Here is a 20,027-nt window from a genome sequence, read left to right on the forward strand (position 1 = left end):
CGTGCCTTGGTCGAGATCTCAGCCTGAGCTGCCTGCTGTGCCTTTTCCTGCTCGTTTGCAATATCTTCCTTGGCTTTTTCTAACATATGCTCAGTCTCTTCCCGGGTCTTCTCTACCGAGCGTGCATGCTCTTCTTCTGCTCTTGCTCTGGCATCAATAATAATCTGGTCTGCCTCCGTTCTTGCATCCGATAAGCGTTCTTCATAATCTGCCTTTAATTTTCTGGCATCTTCTTCGCTTTTCTTTGCATCGTCGAACTGCTTCTTTACCATTTCTTCTCTTGCCTCAATCACATTCATGACTCTCTGATAAAGAAATTTACGAAAGACTACATATAATACCAGCAGATTTACAACGGTCCATAAGATATTCCAAAAATTAATGCTAAGCATTTCCCGTACCTGCCTTTCTATAATCTTTCTTTATTATTTTAAGAAGAGGATGATTAACAATGCGATAACGAATCCGTAAATAGCAGTTGCCTCTGCCAATGCACATCCAAGAAGAAGTGATTTGCTGATTTTGCTCTCTGCTTCCGGCTGTCTTGCAATTGCATCTACTGCGGATGATGTTGCTTTTCCAATTCCAAGTCCTGCTCCAATACCTGTTAATACTGCGATACCTGCTCCGATTGCTACTAATAATGTTGATGACATAATATGCACTCCTTTTCTTTTCTACTTTTCTGTTTCTCTTTTTGCTTTTTCTTCCCTATTCGGTTGCTTCTTTGACGAACAATGCGGTCAGAAATACGAATACATATGCCTGAATCAATCCGTCAAAAATGTCAAAATAACAGCTAAATACTGCTGGCAGAATTGCCGGTACTACCATTTTCAGCAATTCCATAATGACAAATGAACCTAATACATTTCCAAAAAGTCGCATACACAGCGACAATGGTTTGATAAAGACCTCCAGAATATTGATTGGAAGTACTACCGGCATCGGCTCTGCAAAACTCTTAAGCCAGCCCTTTGTTCCTTTCCTGCGGATACCCGCCATCTCAATCAATATGATACTCATCAGGGACAATGCTGCGGTAACATTCATATCCTTGGTCGGTGGTTTAAATCCCAGCAGACCGATTAAGTTGGCAATTCCAATATAGATTGCCACCGTCATAAGATAAGGAATATACTGCTTTCCATTCTCGCCTATGGTATCCCGGAAGAAGTTATTCAACCCGTTTACAGCCGTTTCCAGAATAATCTGTCTGCGTCCCGGATGTTCCACACTTAAGTTCCTGGTCAAGAGTATGCACAGCACAATAACTACTGCCATGATAATCCAGGTTACTACTACGGATTCATAAATGGGAATGCCTCCGAAAATCGGAATTGTAAATACCGTTTCACAGTTCAATTCTTCCATCAGGCTATTTACCAGAGCATCCATCTGTCTCACTTCCTTCTGCTGCTCTAAGGCATTTTTAAATCGTTAAAATTCTAACAAGAAAAAAATGCAAACGCAACCGTTTTCTTCCCGTGAAAATAGGTCTGACCATTTGCCGTTTTTTCGTGTAAATATTCCATATTCTTCTGCAATTTTTGCCAGTTTTTTGGTTGTTTTTTTATGCAATTTGTACACTTGCGTCAATTTGTATATTTTGGTATTAAAAAAATGCAGAAATTTCCTGTTTTTTCACAAACATTTTCTGCATTTTTCTTATTCTTTATAGACTTTATACAATTTTAATCATTAAGCTTACTTCACCAGAATTCCGTGGTGTTCCTCCATATAACCGCCGAAAATGGCATTCTTATAGCCTAATTTCTTAAATGCTTTTACCGCCTTTTCGGACCGGTAGCTGTAACTTCCTATAATATAAAAAGATTTTTCCTTATCCGGGAATCTCCGCAAAATACGGTCTTCCGTTATCTTGTCCAGCGGAATATTCTTTGTTCCTGCCACATGTCCTTTCTGGTAATCTTCCTTTGCCCGGCAGTCAATTATAATTGCATTTTCCGAAGTATGCGCTGCATTGATTGCTTCATTTACAGTCAGACGTTTCTTAAAAATACCCATTCTTCTGTTCCCTTCTTCTTTTGTTATGCTTTTGCCTGCATATAAATCCGGATGTTTTCTTCCAATAAATCCAGATCCACCGGTTTGGCAATGTGTGCATCCATCCCTGCTTCCATACAGGTCCGGATATCTTCCGCAAAGGCATTGGCAGTCATGGCAAAAATCGGTATTTTCGCTGCTTCCTTCTTCTTAAGTCTCCGGATTTCTTTCGTTGCATCATAGCCGTTCATAACAGGCATCTTAATGTCCATTAAAATAATATTATATCGTCCTTCCTCCGCTCTTGCAAACATTTCTACTGCTTCCTTGCCATTTACTGCCCGGTCACAGTCTGCACCTTCCATTTTTAACAGTTCTTCCAATATTTCTTCATTTAAATCATTATCATCTGCTATCAGAAAACGCATTCCTTTTAATGTCATTTTCTCTTTTTCTGTTGCTTGTCCTTTCCCCTGCAATTGCTGCTCTTTTCTTGCCTGTTCGATGCACCGTTTAAAATTTGTCACAAAAAACGGCTTGCTTAAAATACTTTGAATTCCAGCATAACCCGCTGCTTCTTCTATCTCCTTACAATCATAGGCAAAAAGCAGTAATACTGTTTTCTCTCCCAGAATCTGATGCAATTTTTCTGCCGTTGCAACGCCATCCATTCCCGGCATCTTCCAGTCTATAATTACAACATCCCAGGTCTTTGTTTTTCCGGCTTCCACAGCCTGTTCTGCCATATGAACCGCCATTTTGCCGGAATCTGCTGTCTGCACATCAATCCCAAACGGATGCAGCGTATCCATAATATATCTTCCTGATTCACTCTCATCATCAACCACCAGTACCTGGCTTATCTTCTGCAGTTTCCACCAGTTAACCTTCTCCTGGTACTTTATTTTCCGGAAATTCAAAATCACCTCAAAAGTAGTTCCTTTTCCAAGCTTACTCTTCACATGAATGCTTCCACCCATTAACTCCACCAGGCTCTTGGCAATTGGCATTCCAAGACCCGTTCCGGAAACCGGATTAACAGTGCTTTGCACTTCCCGGCTGAATGGGTCAAAAAGATTCTTAAGATACTCTTCACCCATCCCCTGTCCATTATCACTGATCCGGAACTGATACTGTGCAAAGTTTCCCTTTTTCTTTGGTACTTCTGTAATATCAAATACTATCTTACCGCCCTTTGGGGTATATTTTACTGCATTGGATAAAATGTTCAGCAGTATCTGCTTCAGACGTAATTTATCTGCTTCCACTTCTTCTGTTTCTATCCGATGTACATGAATCATGAATTCCTGCCCCTTCTCTCTGGTCTGTGAACGGATAATCATATCCAGTTCTTCCACCAGTTCAGCAATATTCGTGTTCATAATATTAAGGACCGTTTTACCGGCCTCAATCTTCGACATATCAAGGACATCATTAATGAGTCCAAGCAGATGTTCCCCTGAATAAGTCAGTTTTCTTGCATATTCCCGGACACAATCCGAATTTTCAGCATCTCTTGAAATCAGTGTAGCCAGTCCCATAACCGCATTTAAAGGAGTCCGCATATCATGGCTCATATTGGATAAAAATACACTTTTCGCTTCATTGGCACGCTCTGCCTCTGCTTTTGCCGTATTTGCAAACAGCACCGTCTCTTCCAATGCAGTATTGACTTCTTCCAGCTTCTCTGCTGCTTCTGCCTGCTGCATTGCATTTCGTCTCGCGTAAGCTACCTTATTCTTTTCATTATAAATCCATAGAATACTAATACCCAGTGCTGCTAACATTGCAATGATAATGCAGGTCACTGTCAGCCAGATATGCAGCATCATAATCTGATAATCTGCCAGTACATTCTGCACAATCGTACTGTCCACTTCACAGGCTATCATATACTGTGTTCCTTTTAATGCACGATACGAAAAATAGTCGGACTCATTTTCACGTTCCAGGGTTATACACCCGGAGCTGCGTTCTGCATAGTCCGACTTCACTTTTTCATAATCTTTCTTATTCATAATCTTTTGTTCATGGTAACTATCAAACAGATTATAATTTATGGTTACTTCACCCGGCTCATTATTAATGCTTGCATATGCCACTTCTCCGTTTTCATCCATGACATAGATATTAGCCTGTCCGTTATAAGCAGACGTTACAAAAAGATCGTTAATAATCTGTGGCCGGAATAGAAATGCAATTGCTTCATATTCTTCCCCATTGACCAAAAAAGAATCTACTGATTTTGCAATTATAAAGATTTCCTCTCCATCCTTCCAGGTACAGTACTGGGCAATTCCTTTATTCTCACCAAATAATTCTGACAGTCCATCCTGCATCTGTATTCTGCCATTCAGTCCACGCATGCACAGATATTCACCTTCATCATTGACAAAGACAATATCCCGCACCATATCACTTTCCATGGAGTCAAAATAATTCTGGTAATCTTTCAGTTCTGCTTCCCTTTCCCCATCCCCAAACATATATTTTTCAATAGAATCTATCTGTTCATAAGTAATCTCCAGACGATTCCGGTAAGCCCTCTCCATCTGTTCCATCAGTTCAGATAAACTCTGTTTGCTGTTCTTATCAATGTATTGGTTTGAACCCCCAAGGTCTTTTGACATCCATCCAAATATCAAAGCCATAACCACAATACATACAATCAATACCGTAAAAAACCTTTTTTCCTGCTTTTCCTTTTTCATCCCGCATAATACCTTCCAATCTGTTTCAGATTATCAGACTGGTTCCTGCAAATTTTGTCGAAAAAGCAAGATGTCTCTGCCTAATTAAATCTTTCCTGAAGTCCGTTTTTCCCTTAAGTCCTCTACCAGTGCATAAACCTCCGGTCTCCGTTCCTTCAGATGTTCGTCTAACGCATGCCGGCGTTCTTTAAAGCGCTCTGCCAGTTCCGGATGTTCCTTTGCAATACGCTCATGTACTTCCCGTCGATGTTCCTCTAACCGCATAGCCAGCGTTCTTTCATCTTTACCGGAAATATTAACAATCTCTTTCAAATGCTCCTCTAAATGCTCCAGCCACTCATCTTCGTCCAGTTCTTCCATATGGGACCAGCTTCCATGTAACAGCTTTTCCACATCTCCTGTCTTTTTCAGCTGTTCTATCTGTGCCACAATCTGCCGCTCTATAGCATCTTCAGTTTCCGAACCAAATGCCCAGACAAATTCCTGCACCCGGTTATCCGCCCGCTTTCTTGAGGCACTGCGCTGTTTATTGTCTACACCGCCCTCCAGCGGATAAGGACGTTCATAACCCATATCCTTTAAAGCAATATGTATTGTTCTTCTTGCGCTGCCCTCTTCTATGATGTGTCCCAGACCAAGCTTTCGCATCTGTTCATTCAAATCTGCAATATGTTCTGTAATATAAAAACAGATACCACGTTTCTTAAGACCCTGATACAGCATTTCCAACTGATCCGCCGCTGTAATGTCCATGGAGCCGATAGCACTGGCATCTAAAATGACTGCCTTCGTATCCTCTTTTATATTGTCTTCAATGTCCCGCTTTAACATCTGCACATTAGCAAAAAAGAGATTACTGCTGAACCGGTATATCAGAACGCCTTCTATCGCATGTATCTGATGACTTTCTTTTAAATCCCGGAAATGGCGATGTCCCGGCTGGATTCCAAGAAAACATCTTGATGGCTTGGCAGTACGGATAATCATCTCAGTAAAGGAAAGTATAATGCCAATCAAAACGCCATTGATGGTTCCAAGCATCAGCACGCCAAAGAATGCTCCTAAGAAAATGAAGAATTCTGTACGGCTGACCTTCAACAATCTTGCAGCAAGCTCAAATTCCGTTGCCCCAAGTAATGCAGAAATTACAATTGCCGTCAGCATCGGAATCGGAAGATAGCCGATAAATCCGGTTCCGCAAAGCAGCAATACCAGCATGGATAAACCGGCTATGATTCCGGTCAGCTGTGTCTTACTCTGATACTGTTCTCCCATTGCAGTTCTTGAAACAGAGCCATTAATAGGACAGCAGCCTGTAAATGCTGCCAGGAAATTTCCCATGGAGAATGCAAAAATTTCCTGATTATCATTCATTCGATATCCATTCTTCTGTGCGAAATTATTTTCTGCCAGAAGCGTTTCTGCCATAATGACCACTGCCACCGAAAGGCTGATAGTTACTACCTCTTTCATCGGAAGCATGCGGATATCCGGAATCACAAACTGTGGAAGTCCCGGTTCTACTGCAGACAGCGTCTGGATTCCCCATTCCCTCACCGGAAAAAATTTTGTCATTGCTGCTCCTGCTGCCATTAAAAGCACTGCCATTGGAAATTTCGGCATTACTTTCTTTGATACAAGAAGTATCAGAAGGGAAATGCCGCCTAAAATCAGTGATGGCAGATTCACCTTCGTCTGCCCGATATGCTCCACCAGCTCAATGAGTTCTCCAACGCCGGCGGTACCGCCCATTAACTTTGGTACCTGCATCAGAATAATCGTGGTGCAGATTCCGGTAATAAATCCACCCATAACCGGTGCCGAAATATAGTTCACCAGTTTTCCTGCTTTCATAAAATAAAACGCCAATAACCAGACTGCCACAAAGAAAGTAAGTACCGGCACTGCTGCAATTGCTTCACTGCTTCCACTCTCAATACCAAGTCCCACCAGTGCCGAACCAATTAAGGCTGCCGGTGCCGCATCTACGCCAAAAATAAACTGTGGTGAAGTCGAACACAGTGCAAATATCAGAATTGGGAAAATGGAACCATACAGACCATAGACTGCCGGAAGTCCTGCAATCTGTGCATAGCCCATAGCTATCGGAATGGAAACTGCCATAATAATAATACCGGCCAGAATATCCTTTGGAAAATTTTTCTTATCATATTTACGAATGGTAGCTGCAAGTTGTATGCGCATATTATCGCTTCTTTCTACTATATTATTTTTTATTATACGGCAAATAAGATGATTGCACAATTCTTTTGGCAGCAGAAAGGACAGGCTCTTTATCCGTGCCTGTCCTTTCTGTTCTGGTTGTTCTAATTATTCTGTTCTGTTTATTCCATTCTGATTATTCTTTTTTATTTCTGATTATTCATTTTCAGTTGCTTTCTTTCTTCTGAAAACAAACATTCCTCCACAACCTGCTGCAATCAATGCCATACAAACTGCAATTGCAGAATTATCACCTGTCTTTGGTTTACCGGATGTCTTTACGGTTGGCTGGCTATTTGCTGTTGTTGATGCATTTGCTGCTGTTCCAGCCGCACCACCGGAAACTGTACTGTCACTTCCGGATGTTGTACCGCCATTTCCGGATGTTGTACCACCATTTCCTGTGGCAGCCGTATCTGCCAGCTTTTCTGTGGTAATAAGATAAGTAGAGCAATGATTCTGTTTTACGGTCAGATATCCTTCTGAATCTACTACTCCCGCATCAATATTTAAAATCGTTCCATTGTCAAATAACCGGCTGTAATATAATGTCTTTCCGGCATACCGGGTTCCCACAAAAATACGAATCTGTGCTTCTGCCGGAAGCTGACCGGAATAATTATACTTAATCTGTTCAATGAAAATATTCTTATTTACTGCATTTGGAAGCGTGCCCAGCTCACTGTAATCTTTTACAATCTTTACTCCAAAATCATAGCTGGAAACATTATCAACGGCTGACATGGTTCCTTTTCCAAAGGTAAAGGAAAGCTCATCATTGGATTTGATAACAATGTCCTTTGTCTGATTCTCTGCCAATATCTGCCGGAATCCATTGTCGGAAATAGCGGTATCTCCATCTGTTACATCCACTACGCCATTCACTACAACCTGCTTCGGTGTAAAGGACATCACATCCGCCCCGGAATATACATTGTAAACATTCTCTACTTCTTTTCCTTCAAATTCATAACCAGCCGGTAAGGTATCTTCCGCAAGCGCCATGTTTTCTACAAGCTCTTTCATAACCGGATGTGCTGCGTCCATAAGATATCTGGTTTCCTGTGTATTATAATCCGTATAACTCATAAGAATCGGACAAAGAATCCGGTAAGAATTACCAGCCTCATAATAGGTTCCTCTATAAATAAAGGTGTCTCCCGTATCCTGTTTCTTTACCAGACAGGCATCACTTCCTCCACTTGCCATCGTAGTGGAATAATAAGCTGCTATCTCTCCATTTGCTGTATATGCCGAAATATCCGTAAGCTTATCTTCTACAGTTATTGCTACCTCTGCACCCAGCGTAGTGCATTCCTGCAATTTTTCAATCCGGTAGGTCTTATTTCCGGACATATCGGTTACTTCTGTTATAACAAACCGGCCTTCTTCTCCGGTTTTTGTATACACATCACTCTGGACCGGACTGATATCAGTTCCAAAATAACCACCATATACCTGAATCATTTCAAAAGGATGCTCTGCCTGAATCTTCATGTCATTAACCTGTCCCTTTGCCACAATCGGTGATGACGTATAATTCCAGGATGAACCAAACGGACATCCGTCAGTTCCACGATATACCGTTACTGTACTGTCCCCGGAAACCGTCAGCAGCGACTTGCCGCCTTCTGCCAATAATTCAATACCATCCGGATTCTTTCTGTTTTCATTGACAGTAAGGCTTCCGGAACCGCAAATTGTCAGGGAGCCGCCCCAGCCGCCATGCCAGATTCCAAGATTCTGCAGCTTATTACTGCCTACCAGATTCAATTTAAAATCGTCTCCCATCATGTTGGTATAAAGTGCAACATCCGGATGGTCATAATTGGTTAAGGTCAGCGTATTGCTTGCCTGGTCATAAGACGCTCCGTCCACTGTATTTTTCTCATTGGTGGAAAATACAACCGTATCATTCAATTGAATATTGGCAAATGCAAACTCTCCTTCCATGCATGGTCCATTTGATGCCTGCACCGGAATCATGGACGGAACCATCATCAGGGATGCTGCCAGTGCCACTGCACCAATACATTTTAAAGCACGTTTCATTTTCATAAATCTATCCTTCCTTTCTTCGTATTATAAAAACACTATAAGGAAAACGATAGATTCTGTGCAGTCTACATCCGTTTCAAAATATGAGAAATTTATCTCACCCGGCTTTTTGGGGCAGAATTTCAATCTACAAAACCCGCACCAATAGCTGCCGGCAGCTTTTTACGGGTACCCGGCAACTACGAGAAACACGCTTTGCAAGTTTTTCCAATTATCGCATAACCAAAAATCCCCCGAAACAGATTTGGGTTATTATTAACCGCCTGCTCCGGGGGATTCCATTTTTATTTTTATTCTGTTCGTATTCTACTAATCCTGCTTGCCTAATGAAGTCTTTCTTAATGCTGCCGCAATAATAAATGCATACACTCCACCAATCAGTGCTGTAACTACCTGAGTCAGTGAGAACTGAAGCTGCAATACCTTTAACATTGGTGCCATTTTCTCCGGAAGCATATTTGGTAAAATAATCAGGGAAATTACAACTCCCATAAATAATCCTTTTAAGATAGAACCGATTACAATAGAAACCGGGAATCCTGCTTTACTACCAAGCTTACCCTTAAGCAACGCTACACAAAGCACCAGAATGGCATTTCCTGCCATAATGCATGGAAACATTGCCGGAATGGCTGCCATTACCGGGCTTCCGGTAATAAAGAATGCGGTAACCGGTGTAATAATACTTAAAATAATTCCGCATGCCAGTCCCGCATACAATACAGTTAAGATTAATGCTGCATTGATAACTGGTCCTGTTATGTATACACTTAAATTTTTAAAGAACTGACTTGCAATACAGATTGCAAGCATAATTGCACTAACTGTAATTTGTCTGGTTTTCATTTTCATGATGTCTTTCTCCTCCTGTGCATCTATATTCGTAGGAACTGACCTGTTCCATACCAACGCAATCATACTCCAATGAAAGCTAGAATGCAACCGGATGATTTCTCATCTGCGATTCTGTAAACCATTTTTATAATTGTTCCAGTGTGCTCTTTACACTATTTGCGGCACTTAAAATCACATTGGACGATGCTGCAATCTCCTCCGTTGCTGCGGCAAGATTCTGAATCCGGTTACCGGTATCATTTACAACATTTGCCAGCTCATCTGCATCTTTGATAATCTCCACAATGGATTCTTTTACCTTTGCCTGGCTCTCTGTACTCCGGGATGCCGTATCCTTGGAATTCATGGCCAGTTTATTTATCTCATCTGCAACTACTGCAAAACCTCTTCCCGCCTCTCCTGCACGGGCTGCTTCGATATTGGCATTCAATGCCAGAAGATTAGTCTGTGCAGCAATGGAGACTACTTCCTGATTATTCTCTGCCATAGATTCCAACAGCATATCAATCTCCTGCATTCTGCCAGTCAGCTTCTCACAGAATTCAGACACATTACCAATTTCCTCTGATACTGCACTGCATTCCGTCGCATTACTTTCGTTTCCATTCACCATATCATCCACAGAATCATAGAGTGATACAAACAAGTCATTGACTGTCTCCACCGTTGTTTTAATATTCTCCTGCTGTTTCTCCACTGCATCTTTTTCTGCCTTGATTTCATCAGCAAGTTCTAATGCTCTCTTCTTCTCTTCCTCTACGGTATCCTTTACAAAATGAATACAATTTTCCTTCTTATTGAAGCCATTATAAATAGCCAATGCCATCTTTTCACAGCTTTCATAGCCACAGCATTCACAGTCAATGCATCTTGCTTCCTTAGTCTTCTTGCCCATCTCATCATAAATCTGATTCAGTTCCTCTGTAGACGGAAGTTTATAATTACACTCTTCGGAGCAGTCTGTATATTTTCTAAGATAATTCTCCAGTTTTAATTTTGAGAACTGCTTATTTAATTTTGCAAGCCGCTGTGCCGGAGTCAGTTTCCTTGACCATGCACTGTTCTTCGTATTCTTCTTACAGTTCTCCTGTATCTGATGGATATTATATAAAGCTTTATCTGTTCCTGCAATTTCCTCTTCAACACCGGTTCCGTAAATACAACCCATTCCACAGTTTAATGCGTCAATGAATAATTCTTTATTCATGCCCTTTGCAATTTCTTCCTTATGCTCCTCTAAATAACGATATGTGTGTTTCTCTCCTTCTATCTGGCGTATATATACATCGTCCCCTAAGAACCAGTATACATTTTCCTTCAAGCCACCCGGCATCGGATAGATGGAACCAAGTCCATATTCAATTTCATCACTGGCAAATGTGCCTGATATATTATGTTCTCTTACATATTTCATCAAATGGTCAAATGTCACATTATACGATACATAGCCTTCTGTATCCGGGTTATGAATCTCTGACCATTTTGCAACACACGGACTGATAAATGCCAGTTTATCTGTAATTCCCATCTCCTGCTTTGCATAAATTGCGCTGCACATCATCGGACTGTGTACCGGGAATAACTTTGGAAGAAGCTCCGGTAAGTAGTGTTCAATATATCCCACAATTGCCGGACATGGCTGGGAAATCCCACCGGTAAAGTTGTATTTCTTTACATAATTAAGATATCCCCAGGTTGTAATGTCTGCACCGAAAGATACACTGATTATACGGTTCACTCCAAGATTCTTTAATCCTCCCAATACCCTCTCATAATCTTCAGGATAGTTTGCCTTGAACGCCGGAGCTAATAGTATGGATATTTTCTCACCTTTTGCAAGGTCTGCAAAGAATTGCTCCGTATCATCTTCAAACTCTCTTGCACCATGCTTGCAGGCATCCATACATGCACCACAGCCAATACACCTTGCCGGATCTACCTGAATCCGCTCTGTTCCATCTTCTTCTGTTACTGCCACACATGCCCCCGGACAAGGACACACGCGAATACATTTGTTACACCCAATACAGTTGTCATTGGTAAAAACCAGACTCATTTCAAGCACCACCCTTTACTTATATTCATAAGCTACCTTTTTTCAATTTCAACAAATAATATCTCATATTTGTCTATTCGTTAATAATATTATTTCTTAATAAAATTGTCAAATTTTCATGTTTTTATATGATATATTCTTACGATTTCCCGCAATTTTCGACACTTTTTGAACAAGAAATAGCCCTTGCCTCTATTGTCCAACAGAAGTCTGTTGCTATTTCATCAGAAAATGCTCCCGCTCAGGGTATTGCTGCCGGAATGCTTCCAACGCAGCTTTCTGCAAAACTGCAAATTCCCTGTCCATATGAAATTTATGTGGCATTGTAAATGCAATTGCACTTATCTGCTCTGCTATTTTTTTAGCAATTCCTTCCTCTGACAGCTGTCCCATTCCAAATACGAAAGAGGTGAAACCTCTTCCCTTTTTACTCACATCCATAAATGTAAGAAACGTATTCTTTAATTCTGCCTGAAGTATCTCCTGTTCCACCCGGCTTCGGTTCTCTGCATCCAGAAGATATAACCCATTTATGATTTCAACTGCCTGTTTCTTCCGCTGTCCCGAAAAATCTACTCCGGTACTTTCCGAAAGATATTTCATCTGCATCAGATAACCAATAAAGGTATCCTCTTTCTTTTTCTTCTTTCCATATCGAGCATATAAAAGCTGCTCCCGGAAAGTATCTCCTTCTGCTTGTTCCGTACACCCGTGCTTCTGCCATAGTTCCATTCTTTTTCCAGCATTAACTTCCTGATAAAAATCATTCAGCCACTTTGAATCTTCCTGCATAATATTTCCTCTTCGTCACTATTTTATAAAATCTTCAACATTACTGATGTCAACTTTACGATACTGGGATACATAGTATTTTTCTTCCTGCAGGCTTTGTACTTCCTGATTCTTTCCATCATAAATGTCCACTGCAAGCCTTGCCATTTCTCCAGCCTGGTCTTCCTTGTCATTATATACGGTTCCCTGCATGGTTCCATTCTGTATTGCCTCTAATGCATCTTCCAATCCGTCAATACCAAATATAATCGGCCACTCCTGCCGGTTATAACCGGCATCTTTATAAGCTTCAATTGCCCCTAATGCCATTTCATCATTGTTGGAAATAACCATCTCCACTTCGGTCCCATACTGACTGATAATCTGATTCATTCTATTTTCCGCCTGTCCCCTGTTCCAGTCTGCAAACAGGTAGCTCAGTTTTTCCAGATTGATTCCCTGTTCTATCAGTGTCTTTACCGAACTGTCTGTACGGCTGATGGCATCCTGATGTCCAGCCTCTCCCTCCAGTAAAATATACTGAATTCTCCCATCCTGATTCCTGTCAACCTCAGGATGATTCTTTATGTAATCTGCTGCAATTTCTCCCTGCATCTCGCCGGACTGTTTTGCCTCACATCCTACATAGTATAGTTGATTCCACTGCGACAAATCCTCCGGAACCGGTTCTCTGTTAAAGAAAATGACAGGGATATCATTCTGTCTTGCCAGTCTGATAACGGTTGTCGGATCCGTCCGGTCAACCAGATTTACACATAAAATATCACACCCGGCATCTATCATTTCTTCGACAATTTCATTCTGGGCTTTCTGATCATTATCTGCACTTCTGACAGATGTTATAATCTTCCGTTCTTCTGTTTCCCGCTTCTTTAACTCTTCCTTCAGTTCATCCACCGTGGCGTTGATAAACGGGTCATCATGCGTATAGGTAACTACACTCACCCTCAGTGTATTTTCTATCCGCTTTGTCTTCTGATTGCATCCGGGCAGCACCAGTATCAGTATTATCAGTGTTACCGTAACCGCCATTGTCCTTCTTCTTGTTCTACTCATATGAATACAAAAACCTTTCCAGATCTTTTGAATACAAATCTTCTTTATTGATTATTCTGACTTCTGTTTCACAACTGTTCATTTTGTAAAAGGAATGCCTTAGCTTTTTTGCAATCTCATTCATACTCTTATACCCCGTCTCATAATCATCTGGTACGACAAGACATTCTATATTCTGATTATCTAATAACACAATTGCTTTTTCACTGCTTCCAACTCCATAAATCTTTGCACCGTGATACTTATTTTCTTCTGCAGCCTCACCCACTTCTTCTAATGCCCAATTGTCCAGTATTACCAGATAATCTACCTGTTTCTTAGATGCAATAATCTCACTGGTGTTCTGGTTTCCCCTGGCATAATTGTACTCCCAGGAAATTTCACAACCACTTCCCTCCAGTCCATCTTTTAACCCTGCAATTCTGTTCACATTTTCCTCTGTCTCTGCCTTTCCAAGAATGACACCGATTTTTTTATTCTCCAGTTGTTCTTCATCATCCTGTATTAACCGCTCCGCAAGCATCTGACCAATCTTATAATTATCCGGTTTTACCGTTGCATAACCAGATGGCTCTTCTGCGTAGGTATCCTCATTAATCAGTATAAACGGTTTCTCCCCCTGCAGCCGGTTTAGCATAGTCTTTGTTTCTTTTCCCGGAGCCGGACAGATTACAAATGCATCTACATTATTCTGCAGTTGTTCATTAATCAGTTCTTCTTCATCCTCCATGCTTTCAATTAAATCTGTATTACAAATGATCAGATGCAGATTATTATTTTCCGCAGACTGTTTTAACCCATTCAGCAATGCATCCCATCTCTTATCTCCGGAATCTTCCACAATAACCGCAACTCTTTTCATAGACTCATTATCTGAAAAAATCCTGATTATAAAAAATGCAGCCAGTACAATAAGCATCAGTTCTGTGAGGATAAAGGTAATCTTATTTTTTTTCATCTTCTACCCTCTCTCTTTTTCTGTTCTGATTTTCAAGTTCTCCACGTTTTTCCTCTGAATAAGGAATTGCCGGGATATGTATTACAGCCTTTGTTCCTTCATCCGGCTCACTGTAAATTTTTAATCCATATTCTTTGCCAAACATCAGTTGTATTCTGGTATGCACATTGATAAGCCCAACTCCCGAACCATGCTTTGGAACTTTTTCACTATTTGTCAGAAGATTATCAACCACTTCCTGGCTCATGCCCATTCCATTGTCCTCTACTGACAGGAAAATATCATTCCCTTTCTGCTCACCGCGGACAATAATTTTGCCACCCTCATCTTCATCCATATTTCCTACTCCATAATAAATTGCATTTTCAAGCAATGGCTGTACTACCAGTTTTACAGTACAGCATTCCTCTACGTTTTTATCAATCAGAAATTCCACCTGAAAACGGTCTTTATAACGAATCTGCTGTATGTTCATATAACTTTTGCTATGTTGTAATTCTTCCGAAATCCTTATCACTGTCTTTCCTTTTGAAAGACTGATGCGAAGCAGTTTTGCCAGTTCCGAAATCATAAAAACAGCTTCTTCATTCTTATTTGCCTCTACCATCCAGGTGATGGATTCCAGTGTATTATAAAGAAAATGTGGATTAATCTGGCTTTGCAGTGCATCCATTTCACTTTTTCTCCGCTTATTCTGCTGCCGGATAATTTCTTCCATCAATTGTTCTATCTGCTTATATGAATTTTGGACAGAATATGCCAGATGCCTTATCTCTGAAGCACCCCCTATATATATTTCAGTCTTTTCTCCTGTTTCATAAGACTTTACGGATTCATCCAATTTCAAAATCGGTTTCGAAATCTTTCTTGCCATAATTTTATTCACAACAAAAAGCATCATCAGAAGAATAATTGCCGTGGCAATTATATAATACCGGAACTTATTAATGCTTGCCGTCTGTACCCCCTCCGGTACAACTCCTACCAGTTTCCATCCGGTATAAGATAGACTGTTCACAACTATATTACTTTTTACCCCATTCACAGAAATCTCATATGTACCATCTGCATAACCGGCAGCCGTACTGCTATCTTCTGTAAAAAATCCCCTGTCTATTTCTGCTTTTCTTGGGTGATAAAGAATTTCCCCATCATCTGTACATAAATAATAATACGTCTCTCCCGCTGCTTCATTCAGGTTATCTAAAACCTCTTCTATCATGGAATACTTCATATCAACCAGCAATACTCCACTGTCCGGAGTGTCACCATGATTCATATCCACAAGACTGCTTAAAGACACCACCCAGTTATATTGATATGTCTCATTCTCAAACAAATCCTGTATATGGGGTGTTGATATATGTATATTTTCTATCTCATCTATAGCGCTTTTATACCAGTCCTGCTCTGTTACTTTCTGATTCTTTTCTCTGGTAGCTACTGGTTCTGCTGCAATAATTTTCCCATCACTGTCATAAAGGGCCATACTCTGCAGCTTATCATTATTTACTTCATACAACAGACTGAACTGCCTGCTGAATTCCTGGTCAGAAATATCATATTCCTGTACGATATTATAATTAACAGCATTACAAATCTGTCTCATATTCCGCAATTCATTATTTACCTGATCCACTGTACTCTCTATCCGGCTTTCTGCATTGGAAATTGCGGTTTCTTTTACTGACATTTTAAAACGGCTATAAATCAGTAATCCCATAACTATTGTTGTAACAATGGTCATGGCAGAAAGAACTGTCATAAGCAGTGACTGTATATCCATCCAGGCTGAAATATTCTGCATCATATTTTGAATTGTATTCCTTTTTTCGTGCTTTTTCTTTCTGTTTTTTTTCTGATCCATACCTCTCCATATTCCTATTCTGGTGATTTTCTGTATTTTGACGGAGATACTCCAAATTTCTTTTTAAACACATAACTGAAGTAATTTGCGTCCAGATACCCTACTTTTTCTCCAATTTCATAACTTTTATTATTGGTTTCTACAATAAGCCTGACTGCGACATCCATCCGGTAATCCGTCAGATATGTAATAAAGGATTTCCCAGTTTCTTTTTTAAATATCGTTGAAAAATACGAATTGGATACACCAAGCACTGAGCATACCGTATCCAGGGAAAAATCAGGTTCCATATAACGCTCTGCCACAACATTCTTTGCATCTGTAATCAGCCGCCTTGAAGTATTATTTCTTGCACTTTTCAGTTTTTCACTAATTGCCACTGCTGCTTTTTTCATCCACTTCATCAGAGTTGCTTTATCCAGTTCCGGCACCTTTTCATAGAGATTTTCTTTTTCTTCAAAGAAATCATTAAAGTCCATAAAATTATTGGCGCAGAACCGGTAAAAAGCACCTACCATCTCCATAACTGATAAATGATACTGATTTACTGTGGCAGCACTTTTATGAAGTTTTTCCACTTCCCTCTCTACTGCTGACTCAATGTCTTTTACATTTCCAAGATAAATCGTTTTAAACAACTCATGCATTTTCGTATCTTCTGACTGTACGGCTACCGTCTGCTCCCGTGGAACTACTTCCGCAATATTTATAGCCCTTGCAGTTCCATAAAGAACCCGGTAGGATACTGCTTTTCTTGCACCTTCATAAGAATTACTGATATTCAAAAGACTATCGCAATATCTTCCAACACCGGCCGTTACAACTGCACCAATCACACGGTTCGCCCATCTGCAGAATCTATCGCAAAAATCTGTCAGTTCTGTTGCCTTATCTTCTGAATCAAGCGATACTATCAAAACTGTATTCCCAAGATACATAAATTCCTGACAGTTGAGTTCTGATGCAATCCTTTCCTTTATTTCATGCTCGACAGACATGGATAACAACAATGGATTCATTCCTTCCGGCACATGGTGCTCTGAAGTATGAAATACCACGCTGCAATAATAGGGTCCCTCCAGTGGAATCTGATAGGCAGATAAAAATTTCTCATATTCTGTCTCATTTACCCTGCCTTCAATTAACGAAACAAAAAAATTCGTCCTTAGCACCGGAAGTGCATCCTGGAAATAATTTTGCAGTTTTTTAACATTTAATTTTTCTTCTCTTTCCCTGTTTAAAGTCTCTTTCAATCTTTCCATGCAGTCAGATAATTCAACTGCATTTACCGGCTTTAACATATATTCTTCAATTTCCAGATGTACTGCCTCTTTGGCATATTCAAATTCATCAAATCCTGTAAAAATAATAATATGTATATTTGGATAATCATTATTTAACTTCTGCGCCAGTTCCAGGCCATTCATATAAGGCATTTTTATATCGGTTATCACAACATCCGGCTGTATATTTTCTACCAGTTCCAGGGCTTTCACTCCATTGGTTGCACTGCCTGACACCTCAAAGCCCAGTCCATCCCAGTCCATCTTATGCTCCATTGCCTGGATTGCTTCTATTTCATCATCAACTAAAATCACTTTATACTTTTCCATATGACGTTCCTCTTTCAGCATGTTCAGCTCTTTCTTCTCCTGCTCTTATTATATCAGACAAATGTCTTTTTCTGAATACCTGATATTGTTTAGGCCGTCCATTCATCTCTGGCGATGAGCGGGCGGCCTATGGTGATTATATATGAATGATTCTGATTACGAATTACTTATTTTTTCTGTACATATTTCAGACAGTCAAGTGTTACTGCTGCCAAAATGATGATTCCTTCGAAAATAAACTGAAGATTTGTATCAATACCCAGAATGGTAAGGGAATATGTAAGGGATGTAAAGATAAGTACACCAGTTACAACTCCGGAAATCTTACCAATACCACCGGTAAAGGATACACCACCAACTACGCAGGCTGCAATAGCATCCATATCCCATCCTTGTCCATATGCTGCACTACCGGAACCAACCATTCTGTTACATTCCAGCCAGGAACCAAATCCATACAGGATACCTGCCAGAATAAATGCTCCTAATGTTACTTTAAATACGGATATACCGGAAACTGCTGCTGCTTCAGGATTTCCACCAACCGCATACAGATTCTTACCAAATGTTGTTTTATTCCAGATGAACCATACTACGATAACTGCAACAACAGCCCAAAGGATAATTGTCGGGAATTTTCCAATCTGCGGAATAAACATAGCCGGGATTGCAGAATCAATAGCTCCGAAGGAAACACCTTTTGTTGCATATGTTACAAGTCCGAAAATAATCAGCATGTTTGCCATGGTTGAAATAAACGGATGCATCTTGAACTTCGCCATAAAGAAGCCTGCCAGCATAGAAAATGCTGTTGTAAGTACAATACAGACTGCCAATGCAAGAATTGCTCTTGCAGCAACCGGGATACCGGTAAAGTCAAAGATATGGCCAAATACACCACCTGTATTAATTCCGTTATGCATGATGATGGTTGCTGTTACCATACCCATACCAACCATACGTCCAACAGAAAGGTCAGTACCTGTTAAAAGAATCAGTCCTGCAACGCCTAATGCCAAGAACATTCTTGGTGAAGCCTGCTGCAGAATATTTAAGATGTTTGTCGTTGTCAGCAACTGTGTATTCTTTACAACCGGTGTAATAATACATAAAGCAATGAAGATTAAAATAATGACAATATACAATCCATTTTTATAAAGGAACTGTGTGGTATTAAAGGTATATTTGTAATTTTCAAATTTCTGTGCTCTCTTCTGTGCAAATGTATATCTTGACATACGGAGTAAGTCAATCAGATGATACTTATGTGCATATGCATCATGCTTTCTGTCCTTAATCTCCTGAAGTCTGGACTCATGTGCCATCTGGGCATCAAATAATTTATTCTTATAAACATACTTCTCGTCTTTTTTCTCATCTGCATCGCTGAGTCTGCTCATATTCTGCTCATGCTCTGCTTTGATGGAAGCACATATCTTTTTGTATTCTGCATTTTCAGCTTCTTTCTCAGCTTTGCAGCTATCAGCAACTTTCTGATAGTAATCATTTTTATAATGTTTTGCAAGATAACCTTCTGCATCTGCGATAAGCTTTGATACTTTGTCTTTATTCGAAGACTCTACCGCTTTTGCCTTTTCTAAGGCTTCCTTGTCCTTTGCAATCATTCTGCTCTTTTCTTCTTTTGTTAAATTCTTATTTTCCTTTACGATTGCAATGTGATTTTTTAAGCTGCGCACCTTATCTGAACCATCCTTACGAAGTTCATCAATCTGTGCCTGTATTTTTCCTACATATTCATCAATCGGCTTCAAAAGCTCTGCCTCTGCAGCGGATGAAAGAATAATACTACTGTCTGCCATATCCAATGCTC

15 protein-coding genes are annotated in these 20,027 nt (G+C 40.2%); all 15 read right to left on the minus strand.

Annotated features, from left to right (window positions below; genetic code table 11):
* The coding region (locus DW059_RS06430; protein WP_117698227.1) for an ATP synthase F0 subunit B at nt 1–392 on the minus strand (392 nt) is incomplete at its 3' end.
* A 33-nt stretch (nt 393–425) separates the two neighbouring features.
* Nucleotides 426–656, minus strand: coding sequence for an ATP synthase F0 subunit C (atpE, locus tag DW059_RS06435; protein WP_012743658.1), 231 nt, complete (start codon nt 654–656; stop codon nt 426–428).
* 55 nt (nt 657–711) lie between these two features.
* Entirely contained in the window at nt 712–1,398 is a 687-nt protein-coding gene (locus tag DW059_RS06440; protein WP_117698228.1) for a F0F1 ATP synthase subunit A, read from the minus strand.
* A 309-nt stretch (nt 1,399–1,707) separates the two neighbouring features.
* Nucleotides 1,708–2,028 carry a rhodanese-like domain-containing protein gene (locus DW059_RS06445; protein WP_022243517.1) on the minus strand — a complete coding sequence of 107 codons (321 nt, stop codon included), beginning with the start codon at nt 2,026–2,028 and terminating at the stop codon, nt 1,708–1,710.
* 23 nt (nt 2,029–2,051) lie between these two features.
* On the minus strand, nt 2,052–4,718 hold the full coding sequence (locus tag DW059_RS06450; protein ID WP_117698229.1) for a hybrid sensor histidine kinase/response regulator: 2,667 nt from the start codon (nt 4,716–4,718) through the stop codon (nt 2,052–2,054).
* Between the two features lie 84 nt (nt 4,719–4,802).
* The gene (locus DW059_RS06455; RefSeq protein ID WP_117698230.1) at nt 4,803–6,923 is read right to left on the minus strand and encodes a SulP family inorganic anion transporter; all 2,121 of its coding nucleotides are present in this window, start codon (nt 6,921–6,923) and stop codon (nt 4,803–4,805) included.
* A 174-nt stretch (nt 6,924–7,097) separates the two neighbouring features.
* The gene (locus tag DW059_RS06460; RefSeq protein WP_117698231.1) at nt 7,098–8,999 is read right to left on the minus strand and encodes an NPXTG-anchored protein; all 1,902 of its coding nucleotides are present in this window, start codon (nt 8,997–8,999) and stop codon (nt 7,098–7,100) included.
* Between the two features lie 309 nt (nt 9,000–9,308).
* Nucleotides 9,309–9,851 carry an ECF transporter S component gene (locus DW059_RS06465; RefSeq protein WP_117698232.1) on the minus strand — a complete coding sequence of 181 codons (543 nt, stop codon included), beginning with the start codon at nt 9,849–9,851 and terminating at the stop codon, nt 9,309–9,311.
* A 127-nt stretch (nt 9,852–9,978) separates the two neighbouring features.
* A complete protein-coding gene (locus tag DW059_RS06470) occupies nt 9,979–11,910 on the minus strand; it encodes a [Fe-Fe] hydrogenase large subunit C-terminal domain-containing protein (RefSeq protein ID WP_117698233.1) in 1,932 nt (643 codons plus the stop codon).
* A gap of 216 nt (nt 11,911–12,126) precedes the next feature.
* Nucleotides 12,127–12,702 (minus strand): DUF6553 family protein, encoded by a 576-nt coding sequence (locus DW059_RS06475; RefSeq protein WP_117698234.1) that lies wholly within the window; start codon nt 12,700–12,702, stop codon nt 12,127–12,129.
* Nucleotides 12,703–12,720: 18 nt separating this feature from the next.
* Nucleotides 12,721–13,758 (minus strand): galactose ABC transporter substrate-binding protein, encoded by a 1,038-nt coding sequence (locus DW059_RS06480; protein ID WP_117698235.1) that lies wholly within the window; start codon nt 13,756–13,758, stop codon nt 12,721–12,723.
* Nucleotides 13,751–14,716, minus strand: coding sequence for a substrate-binding domain-containing protein (locus tag DW059_RS06485; RefSeq protein WP_117698236.1), 966 nt, complete (start codon nt 14,714–14,716; stop codon nt 13,751–13,753). The genes DW059_RS06480 and DW059_RS06485 overlap by 8 nt, the downstream gene beginning before the upstream one ends.
* The gene (locus DW059_RS06490; protein ID WP_330408306.1) at nt 14,703–16,583 is read right to left on the minus strand and encodes a cache domain-containing sensor histidine kinase; all 1,881 of its coding nucleotides are present in this window, start codon (nt 16,581–16,583) and stop codon (nt 14,703–14,705) included. The genes DW059_RS06485 and DW059_RS06490 overlap by 14 nt, the downstream gene beginning before the upstream one ends.
* 14 nt (nt 16,584–16,597) lie before the next feature.
* Entirely contained in the window at nt 16,598–18,196 is a 1,599-nt protein-coding gene (locus tag DW059_RS06495) for a response regulator (RefSeq protein WP_117698265.1), read from the minus strand.
* Nucleotides 18,197–18,363: 167 nt separating this feature from the next.
* Entirely contained in the window at nt 18,364–20,016 is a 1,653-nt protein-coding gene (locus DW059_RS06500; RefSeq protein WP_117698266.1) for a galactose/methyl galactoside ABC transporter permease MglC, read from the minus strand.
* Nucleotides 20,017–20,027: the final 11 nt, after the last annotated feature.

The sequence above is a fragment of the Roseburia sp. AF42-8 genome (assembly GCF_003435965.1).
Taxonomy (GTDB): Bacteria; Bacillota; Clostridia; order Lachnospirales; family Lachnospiraceae; genus Roseburia_C; species Roseburia_C amylophila.

Coding starts and splice junctions, on each gene's coding strand:
- atpE (WP_012743658.1), bottom strand. CDS start 656: ATGTCATCAACATTATTAGTAGCAATCGGAGCAGGTATCGCAGTATTA.
- DW059_RS06440 (WP_117698228.1), bottom strand. CDS start 1,398: ATGGATGCTCTGGTAAATAGCCTGATGGAAGAATTGAACTGTGAAACG.
- DW059_RS06445 (WP_022243517.1), bottom strand. CDS start 2,028: ATGGGTATTTTTAAGAAACGTCTGACTGTAAATGAAGCAATCAATGCA.
- DW059_RS06450 (WP_117698229.1), bottom strand. CDS start 4,718: ATGAAAAAGGAAAAGCAGGAAAAAAGGTTTTTTACGGTATTGATTGTA.
- DW059_RS06455 (WP_117698230.1), bottom strand. CDS start 6,923: ATGCGCATACAACTTGCAGCTACCATTCGTAAATATGATAAGAAAAAT.
- DW059_RS06460 (WP_117698231.1), bottom strand. CDS start 8,999: ATGAAAATGAAACGTGCTTTAAAATGTATTGGTGCAGTGGCACTGGCA.
- DW059_RS06465 (WP_117698232.1), bottom strand. CDS start 9,851: ATGAAAATGAAAACCAGACAAATTACAGTTAGTGCAATTATGCTTGCA.
- DW059_RS06470 (WP_117698233.1), bottom strand. CDS start 11,910: ATGAGTCTGGTTTTTACCAATGACAACTGTATTGGGTGTAACAAATGT.
- DW059_RS06475 (WP_117698234.1), bottom strand. CDS start 12,702: ATGCAGGAAGATTCAAAGTGGCTGAATGATTTTTATCAGGAAGTTAAT.
- DW059_RS06480 (WP_117698235.1), bottom strand. CDS start 13,758: ATGAGTAGAACAAGAAGAAGGACAATGGCGGTTACGGTAACACTGATA.
- DW059_RS06485 (WP_117698236.1), bottom strand. CDS start 14,716: ATGAAAAAAAATAAGATTACCTTTATCCTCACAGAACTGATGCTTATT.
- DW059_RS06490 (WP_330408306.1), bottom strand. CDS start 16,583: ATGGATCAGAAAAAAAACAGAAAGAAAAAGCACGAAAAAAGGAATACA.
- DW059_RS06495 (WP_117698265.1), bottom strand. CDS start 18,196: ATGGAAAAGTATAAAGTGATTTTAGTTGATGATGAAATAGAAGCAATC.
- DW059_RS06500 (WP_117698266.1), bottom strand. CDS start 20,016: ATGGCAGACAGTAGTATTATTCTTTCATCCGCTGCAGAGGCAGAGCTT.